At 38.9% G+C, this 6,843-nt stretch carries 9 protein-coding genes and 1 pseudogene; 5 read left to right on the top strand and 5 right to left on the bottom strand.

From position 1 onward, the window contains the following. Together FTV42_RS14905 and FTV42_RS14900 are read right to left on the bottom strand one after the other, a co-directional pair. Positions 1-268: pseudogene (locus FTV42_RS14905) on the bottom strand (tRNA modification GTPase); the annotation flags it as partial. Between the two features lie 12 nt (positions 269-280). Then, positions 281-1,390: a MobA/MobL family protein gene (locus FTV42_RS14900; RefSeq protein WP_179991684.1), complete on the bottom strand. Its 1,110-nt coding sequence runs from the start codon at positions 1,388-1,390 to the stop codon at positions 281-283. Positions 1,391-1,554: 164 nt separating this feature from the next. Between FTV42_RS14900 and FTV42_RS14895 the strand changes: the two genes are divergently transcribed. From FTV42_RS14895 to FTV42_RS14880, 4 genes are all read left to right on the top strand, one after another. Continuing rightward, entirely contained in the window at positions 1,555-2,010 is a 456-nt protein-coding gene (locus FTV42_RS14895; RefSeq protein ID WP_179991683.1) for a conjugal transfer protein TraD, read from the top strand. 609 nt (positions 2,011-2,619) lie between these two features. After that, positions 2,620-3,309: a replication initiation protein gene (locus FTV42_RS14890; protein WP_179995751.1), complete on the top strand. Its 690-nt coding sequence runs from the start codon at positions 2,620-2,622 to the stop codon at positions 3,307-3,309. Between the two features lie 9 nt (positions 3,310-3,318). After that, on the top strand, positions 3,319-3,732 hold the full coding sequence (locus tag FTV42_RS14885; RefSeq protein ID WP_179991690.1) for a hypothetical protein: 414 nt from the start codon (positions 3,319-3,321) through the stop codon (positions 3,730-3,732). Between the two features lie 252 nt (positions 3,733-3,984). Next, a complete protein-coding gene (locus FTV42_RS14880) occupies positions 3,985-4,410 on the top strand; it encodes a DUF805 domain-containing protein (RefSeq protein WP_179991689.1) in 426 nt (141 codons plus the stop codon). 97 nt (positions 4,411-4,507) lie between these two features. Here FTV42_RS14880 and FTV42_RS14875 read toward each other — a convergent pair whose 3' ends face one another. Continuing rightward, positions 4,508-4,843: a hypothetical protein gene (locus FTV42_RS14875; protein ID WP_179991688.1), complete on the bottom strand. Its 336-nt coding sequence runs from the start codon at positions 4,841-4,843 to the stop codon at positions 4,508-4,510. A 112-nt stretch (positions 4,844-4,955) separates the two neighbouring features. After that, complete coding sequence (locus FTV42_RS14870; protein ID WP_179991687.1) at positions 4,956-5,633, bottom strand: tetratricopeptide repeat protein; 678 nt, start codon at positions 5,631-5,633, stop codon at positions 4,956-4,958. Positions 5,634-5,855: 222 nt separating this feature from the next. Between FTV42_RS14870 and FTV42_RS14865 the strand changes: the two genes are divergently transcribed. Further along, a complete protein-coding gene (locus FTV42_RS14865) occupies positions 5,856-6,224 on the top strand; it encodes a hypothetical protein (RefSeq protein WP_179991686.1) in 369 nt (122 codons plus the stop codon). A 175-nt stretch (positions 6,225-6,399) separates the two neighbouring features. On the opposite strand, the gene FTV42_RS14860 is transcribed toward FTV42_RS14865, so the two are convergent. After that, positions 6,400-6,843, bottom strand: a 444-nt coding sequence (locus tag FTV42_RS14860) for a tRNA modification GTPase (RefSeq protein ID WP_180039145.1), incomplete at its 5' end; no start/stop codon positions are given.

Genomic DNA, 6,843 nt, shown 5'->3' with positions numbered 1-6,843 from the left:
CATTGACGGCGGGTTTCTGCTGCGCCAATCCCGTTTGTTTGAGTTCTTTTTCAACCTGAGTTAAGGCTGCATTCACCGATTGCCTGATCGTGTCGGTCATCTTACCGGAGGCACTGTCCAATTCATGGATCACCTGAGCCAATTGTGCTGTTTGGCGGCTTAATTTGGCGGATTCTGCCTGAAATTCATCAATCAACGCCGCCACACGCTTTTCCTGCGCTTGCTGATGCCCAATCAGCGCCGCAATTTTTTTAATCTCATCACTCATACAAAATTCTCTCTATCGTGAAAATGACCAGCCGTCATCCGGTTTCTGTCGCTTCTGCTCAGCGAGGCGCTGTCGTTCATTTTCCTGCTGACGCCGCTGCTCAGCCCAATACTCGCGTTCCTGCTGCTTAACCAGTTCCTGATGAATATTCTGAAACTCTGCCATCGAGTCATTAATCAAGGATTGAAGGTCAATCTCGTCTTGTATCTCACTCAAGGCATCATTGACCAGTGCGTTCAGCTTGTCAGACTCTTTTTCAAAATCAAACGTTCTGCCCTGAGTCGCATTTTGCATCACCTCGCATTTAGGTGTTTCAGTGACGTTATCGCGCTCTGCGAGGGCTTCCCGTAATGTCGTCGTGACATCAATGACGCAGTTACATTCATCACGACAGTGCTGAGCCTGTCGCTCCGCTTCTCTGCGCTCCATCAGGGCGTGTAACTGCGCTGTATTAAACTGCCTGACCTGTCCTGCGCCAAAATGTCGCTCCGGCTCACGCTCAATCCCCTGTGCTTTCAGGGAACGCGCATCAACGCGGTCAGCGTGCTGATACCGTTCAAGATACTTATTCTGTAAGTCAGCCCAGCGTTCTCGCTGGGCGATAAGGTATGCCTTGCGTTCGGTCGGCGTTTCGCCAAAACGAGATTTTTTTGCGCCGCCCCGTTCAGGGTTTTTCGTGTTAGCCCGTTTAAAATACAACTGCGGGTCACGCTCGATACCGTCATTAAGCCGTTCAGAGAACATAATATGCGCATGCGGTTGTTCACCGCCTTCAATCGCCGCTCTGGGGTTATGAATGGCAAATTGATAGGCGTGCCGGTCGCCAATTTCCTGTTGAATAAAATCACGAACAAGCTCAAGGCGTTGTGCGGGTGTCAATTCACGCGGCAGGGCAATTTCAATTTCGCGGTAGGTACAGCCGTTGGCACGTTCAAACGTGTCCGCGGCTTTCCAAAACTCGGACGGTTTATGCGCTGCCCATGCGGGCATATTGCCGGACTCTTGATGCTCAAGGTCGTTGTCTTTTTCACGGGCATATTTTCCCTCACGCGCAATATAATCGGCATGGGAAGTGGCTTTGCCTTTCCCGCCGGTTTTAACGCTGAGATGATAAGATGCCATGCTGTTTTCGCCCGCTGCAAGCGCGCACCGTTTCTGAATGAAGTGAAGAAACGTCTAAGTGCGCCCTATCAATAAAAAGATGATAGGGATTGTAGTGGAATTTGACCTGAGTTGCCAATCATGAGCATAATTATTTCATTCTAAAAGCTGCATGAGTGGTAAAGATGAAAAACGAAAAACAGGCTAAATGGGTGGCAGACAGAGTGCAAACTATCCGTGGTTTAAAATCACCGAATGAGGCACAACGCTTATTGGTGATTTTGCACGATAAAGCGGATAAAACCGCCCAAGAAATAAAAACGCTCTCATTGTTAATTCAGGCAGAGCGGGCAGCAGAAAAAGCACAGGAAGCCCGCACAAAGGTGATGAATCTTATTCAAGCAGAGAAGCGTGCAGAAGCCAAAGCGGCCCGTAAAGCGCGTGACCATGCCCTTTATCAATCGGCGGGATTACTCATTATGGCAGGGTTAGTGGACAGTCAAACGGGTAAACCGGTAGATGACCCCGCAAAACTACTGGGGGCATTAGTCAGCTTGCATGAATTATCCCGTGACAATCCCAAATGGGAAGAATGGAAATTTAAGGGGCAAGCATTACTCAATCAAAAAAAGGAAGATTAGAACAGGGTGTTAATACCCTCTAAAACGCCACAGGAAGTCCGTGGTGAGGTTTTATTGGCTCGATAATGGAATTTATCACCCAATACTGAAAACGTGGCTCAGAAGCTCAGACAGCTCCTTCCTGATTGAGCCGTGAGCGAAGCGAACCCAATGACACGGAAAAAACAGCGGCGCAGTGGCTGGATGGTCGTAGACAAAAGAAATGTTCAACGAGTTGCCCGAGCAAAGCGAGGGAGCTACTGAGGTGTTTTAGGTTTGTCTGAAAAGGAGCAAACGTTGTTTGCGACATCCTTTTAAATATTACGAAGCGTGATGTATCTGACAACTTTGGTTGAGTTATTCACAGGCATTTCCCTTTTTAACTTGTTTTTTTGTTTTTTATCTTGTTTTCGGGTAAAAAAAACTCGCTGTAATCAATAACTTACAACAACATAGATGGTGCTTTTTACGGTAATAGATGGTGCTTTTTACGGTAATAGATGGTGCTTTTTACGGTAATAGATGGTGCTTTTTACGGTAATATCCACACGCATTGATGGTGTTAAAATAAAACATACCATTAATGGTATTAGTGGTGTATATTTATTTAACACCATTAGGAGGTCTTTGATGAATAACCTAGTAGCCTACAAATCAAATGCTCTAATTGAAGCTAGTTATAAACTAACTTTGCAGGAACAGCGGGTTTTATTAATGTGTATTGGTAAGTTGAATCCCAAAGATGAGTCCCCTGAGAAAACCTTTGAGTTAACAGCCGAAGAGTTTTATCTAGCTTTTCCTAATATGGGTACAGGTAATGCAGAGAGACATTTACAAGATGCAGTAGATAAATTAGCGGAAAGATGGATACAGATACATTGGAAAAATAAAAAAGAAGAGATCCGATGGATTCAACAAAAAGCAAAATATTTTGGAGGGGAAGGTCGAATAGAGTTAACTTTTTCTGACTCAATAATGCCATACCTAACTCAGTTAAAAGGACAATTCACCAGTATTGCAGTTAAAAATGTGTCAGCTCTTAAAAGAACATATAGCATTAGGATTTATGAGCTATTAATGCAATTTAAAGCCACTGGAGATAGACTAATCAATGTTGATGATTTCCGCTCAATGATGGGAATAGATAACAAATATTCAAAATTCTCAGAGCTTAATAAGTTTGTAATAAAACCCGCCATAAAGGAATTAAATGATAAGAGTGACCTAATGGTAACGGTTGATATTGTAAAAAAAGGTCGAACAGCTAACGCGCTACATTTTCAATTTACACAAGATAATCAAATAAAAATATCAATTTGAGGATGAATAATGGCTCTGGTATCGATCAGTGAAGCTTCACGATTAACGAAAAAAAGTAGAACAACTGTTCACCGTTACATATCAAACGGAAAATTGTCCATATGTACAGATGAGAATGGAATAAAAAAGATAGATACATCAGAGCTTTTACGAGTTTTTGGCGCATTCAAGTCTGTTCATCATGAACAGAGTGACACTGTAATAAATGAACAACATGCAACACCTAACGGAACAAGTGAAACCAATAAAACAAAGCAACTAGAACAGGAAGTTGAACACCTGAGACAACTCGTTACAGCTCAACAGTCACATATAGACAGCCTAAAACAAGCAATGCTATTAATCGAATCCAAGCTGCCGACAACACCCGAACCTGTTATACCAGTACCAACAAAAAAACCGTGGCAATTCTGGAAAAAATAGCCGGTTGACGTCATTTTTACCGCGAAACCCAAACCGCCGTTTTGATAACAAATCACTAACACAAAAATGGGGCTTTTTACGGGGAGAAGATAGGGAGTTTTGAGCGGTTGAGGGGAATTTTAGGTTGAGTGCCTAAATGGCGTTACGCTTAAGCACCTTTATGTTAAATTATAGTCATTGACCAGATTTTTAAAAAATCAAATAGCAAAAATTATCATACTGAAAACCATCATCAAATTGGATAAAGACTTTATGAGTTCATTCTTTAATAGTTATTTTAATTGTTTCCGTAATTATTTTAATTTCAAAGACCGATCTTCTCGTCAGGAATACATCGCATTTATAATAATTAACCCTATACTGCTATTAATTATTGAAAGATTTACATTGATTGCATCAATATTTTATTTAATAATTTTTATTCCAGAAATAACCGTATCTATCCGTAGATTACATGATGTAAATTACTCTGGATGGTTTCTCATTACGCCATATTTATTTTTTATAATTGCATTATCATTCACCTATATAGGCGGTAATTTATTCGGAACGATAGGATTAGTAATAGGAATGCTAGGAATACTTTCCTATTTAGCACTCGCAATCTTAATGATATTTTATAAAGGTGATATTGGTCAAAACCGATTTGGTAACAACAAAGTAATCAAAAAACAATAAAACAGCAATTCAAACGTCAGATAATTTTGTCATATTTCAAACCGGTAAATTTTATTATGTTTATTCACCGGTTTGAATTGTAATAATTTAAATGGAATTATTTTTTTTCATTAATTATAATGTTAGGGAGTATGGATGGAAGGGTTTTGCAAATATCAACCCATGTCTTTTTATTCCTGACTTCCAGGACATAACGAATATCATTTGTATTAACCGTAATTAAATTACCAGTCATTACTGTTGATGAAATATCAATAGAATTGATATCACGCAAAAAACAAACAGTTCTATTTCCTTTTTTTTTCATGAAGAAAAAAGAAAACCATCCACCAAAAAGAAAGTAAATTAATGACATTTTCTGCTCATAAATTAAACTACTTTTGGTTTCATTCACATCTATCTGACTTACTAATCTAATTACTTTTTTCTTCATATTATTCTCGTTGTATATTAAACTTACAATTACTATATCATTATAACAAATACAATTAATTATTACATTCTAATAATTAATTTGAAAATTTTGTTAGCACATCATTGGGGCATTATTTTTTGTCTACTTTAGAACAGGCAAAATCAAAACCATTATCACAAGATTCCTTGAACCATAATTGACTCTCAGAAATATCTTGCTTTACACCAACTCCGTTCAAATACATATTACCAAGAGCGTATTGAGCAGATTCACTTCCTTTATTTGCGGCTTTTTTGCACCATTCAAAGGCTAAATCATCATTTTGATCAGTTCCTATACCTTTACGATAAAAACCACATAATATTGCTTGTGATGAAACATCGCCTAGTTCAGCTGCTTTTTGATAAAAATTGAAAGCCATAACCTCATCTTTTTTCACACCATATCCAACCAAATACATTTGACCTAATGAAATGATAGCTATTATGTCACCCTGATCAGCTGCCATTTTGTAAAACTTCAATGCCATTGGTTTACTAGAATTAACGCCTGTACCATAAAGATACAATGAACCTAAAATACTCTGAGCTTCTACATTACCTTGATTTGCAGCCTTTTGATACCATTCAAAAGCGATGTGCTTATCTTGCTTTACACCATCCCCCTCTGAATACATATCAGCAATTTTCATTTGAGCTAAACTATCGCCATTCTCAGCAGACTGACATAAAGAAAAATCTTTAATCCCACAATCACTAGCTAAAACGGATAATGGAAATAAAAAGAACAATAAAAACAATAACTTCATTAAAACCCCATATATGAAAACAGAAATAACTATGGAATAATATTATTAAGGGTTTTACGCCAGAAACCCCAGAAAATTCCGTAACTAAAGACCATCTAAGTTGGATGATATTCGGGTTGATGTGAAATCTCCGAATGGAACACATACTTTAGGAACAGATGTAACACCAGTAAAAGCGGTTAATTTAATTGAAGAATGGCTAACTAAGCAAGGGTTAATGTAATGTCTAATGATAACTTAAATGAATTGTTAATGATAATTAACGAACCTAAATTTTTTGATTTTTTATTACATATAAATATTGATGACGCATTAGATAAAAGAGATGGCGATGAGTTTGAAAAACAGTGGCTAAATAGTTTTAATAAAATAAAAAATATATGTTTTCCTGACGATTGCATCGAAATAATAAATAGGATAAGAGAAGCTTCATTTAAGTTATCATTTAAAGTTTGTGGAGATAGTGATGTTTCCGCTTATATATCAGATGATTTTGAAATGATATCTAAGTGCCTGTTACTGAATGATTCTGAGGGTTGGCCTCTTAGTTACTTATTAAATAGATATTTAAAAGGTGAGTCTCCAGGGTAGTATGGTAAGTACTTGCTGGATTAAATATGCTCATATTTAATCAGTAAAAACTGAAAGATCTTTCAACCTTCCGGCTCATTAGCAGATGAATAGGTTGAATGAGGGCGAACCGCTCAAAACCCCCTCGCTACTTTGACGACTTGCACGGGAAAACGGCGTATTCAGCGCCGTTTTTTTATTGTTTGATAATCAGATAGGTGTCTTTTTTATCACCATATGACTGCCTTGTATCCACTTTCACACAAGGTTTTCCGTCACACGTGGAGATATCAGCCAGCGGGGCTTTTTTTTGCCAGACCGCTTCCATGCGCTGCATTTTTGCAATTCGGTCATAACCACTGTCGATAAAATAAAACATCCCCCAGAGACAGCCCCCCATAACAGCAACCATTGTCAGGGCGATATAAATCGCGGATTTCCACGTATAACGTGACATTTCACGTCGCATTGCACTCACGGATTCATTAGCTGCTGTAACCACCTGATTCAGCGCATTGACGGCGGGTTTCTGCTGCGCCAATCCCGTTTGTTTGAGTTCTTTTTCAACCTGAGTTAAGGCTGCATTCACCGATTGCCTGATCGTGTCGGTCATCTTACCGGAGGCACTGTCCAATTCATG

This window comes from Acinetobacter sp. YH16052, assembly GCF_013417155.1.
Taxonomy (GTDB): Bacteria; Pseudomonadota; Gammaproteobacteria; order Pseudomonadales; family Moraxellaceae; genus Acinetobacter.
Note: the sequence above shows the minus strand (reverse complement) of the source record. Positions and strands in the feature narration are given on the sequence as shown.